This is a genomic window from Acinetobacter sp. WC-323, from assembly GCF_000314615.1.
Classification (GTDB): domain Bacteria; phylum Pseudomonadota; class Gammaproteobacteria; order Pseudomonadales; family Moraxellaceae; genus Acinetobacter; species Acinetobacter courvalinii.
Genome location: NZ_AMZS01000009.1, coordinates 1 through 1,850, shown reverse-complemented (window position 1 = coordinate 1,850; position 1,850 = coordinate 1). Strand labels below are relative to the sequence as shown.

Annotated in this window: 1 protein-coding gene and 1 pseudogene; both read right to left on the bottom strand. The window is 46.1% G+C overall.

Annotated features, from left to right (window positions below; all coding sequences use genetic code 11):
* Positions 1–1,576, bottom strand: a pseudogene (locus ACINWC323_RS17535) (host specificity factor TipJ family phage tail protein); the annotation flags it as partial.
* A partial coding sequence (locus ACINWC323_RS17540) for a hypothetical protein (protein WP_009506804.1) occupies positions 1,569–1,850 on the bottom strand: 282 nt, incomplete at its 5' end. The gene ACINWC323_RS17540 and the pseudogene ACINWC323_RS17535, both read right to left, overlap by 8 nt.

Sequence of the window (1,850 nt, the reverse complement as noted above, 5' to 3'; positions counted from 1 at the left end):
CCAAGGCATCGGCAAAGCTTGAGGTCGGATAAATATCCGTGGTCATTACTCCGTCTCTATAAGTCGGTAGCATGCGCTGCAGATCAAAGTTGATCTTGCGCGTCTTGACCGATAGAGCGCCGGTGGTGGCATAGGTTCTGGCACGGAAAACAGTTTCACTGTGGTACCGTGTGCTTTGCAGTGGAAACGCTCCGTAGAGTGCCTGCCACTTCACTTCATCCACCACACTCGGTGCGTTGATTGCGCCAGTTACCCGACGTGCACGGACACTGCAACGGCCCTGAAATGTGGTCATATCCAGTGTGACACCAATCGTCTGACGAGACTTTGCAGAGCCTTTCATTGTGATTCGCTGGACCATTGGACTGCCCAATGGCTCATCTGCAGCATTCACTGGAGTAACTTCTACCTCCAGGACAATATTCACTACTCCCTGAACATTACCGTTATAAACGGCATATAACCCATTGGTTGCGACAAAGTTACAGAGCACGCGACTACGTTCAACATTATCCAGAATAAAAGGTCCAATCCATTTCTCACCAATAGAAACAATCCTTGGTGACAATGCACCAGTCTTTTGATTCGCAATATCTTTCAATTTTAACCAGTTCGGATTGACTGCAGCGGGATTGGATAAGGTCATCCGGTCATCAGCAACAGATAAAACATTGTAGGTACCATTGAGGCTATATGTCTGACCATCGAGTGTGAAAGAAGCATTACTGATCTGAACACGATCATTACCAACAAATTTGGATGTTAGATCTGTGAGATTAGAAGTTGCTCTCAACAACTCATTTGGATAGGCAAAATGTAGATAATTGCTACCTTCTAAAGTCTGAGTTTCGGCTGAACGTAGGATCTGTCCATTGACTGAATTCTGCTGTTGAACTGATAAAGGTAATGTTGTGATTTCACTTCCAAGAGAAAAATATGGTTCACCAGAAATAATATCGACATCCGGGCTATAGACCTGGATCGATGCACCGGCGATATCAACAATGCTAGTTTCACCGTCAAAGGCACCATTGATTTGATAGTGTCCACGGCCAATACATCCGACAATGTGCTCAACCTCGACATTGTTCTCATACACCTTATAAGGCACTGCAATCAGGTCAGGCGTATCCCACGCTGCGCCTAAAACATCTGCAACACGACCATTCACACGCATCTTGTTTTCACGGCTTGAAAGTTCGTTATTGGCCGATGAAGACTGATTGTTATTCTGGTTGGTCTGTGCGATCGACGGCGTTGGCATTAATAGTGCCACGGCCAGCCCCACAACTAACGATACGACTGCAGCAACCAAGGCGGGAATCCCCTTCGGATTCTCAATCACAATGAATGTGCCAGGTAGGAAATCGAGCTGCTTCAGATCATGGGCATTTTTTGGTGTAACTTCGTTGGCCACCGAAATTTCAGCATGCTCCATATCACTTGGATTGTGAAAGATGCGCAGGTGCTCAGGCATATGCTCATACTTTGATGTGAGCCATTGGCCAATTGTGGACGCGTGCTCAATCACTTTCTTTTCAGATAAAGGATCCTGTTTATAAATAATCTTAATCATAGTAACTGACCCGATTAAACCCCATTGCCATTACGACTTGTTCAGATAAATAAGACACACCGCTTTCCATCAGGTGCAGAACCTTACCCCCACGAAAAAGCCCCACATGTGGGGGCTTGTTTCTGAGTCTTGGATGGAAGGCGACAATGCAGCCCTCCTTGGGCATGGGCAGCGGATTAAGCAATTTCAAACGTGAAGGTAAAAAAGTGATTTCACCCTTAGGCTGCATAAACAGTTCCAGTGCTTCCCCACGGTCTATGCCATACAGATCCAT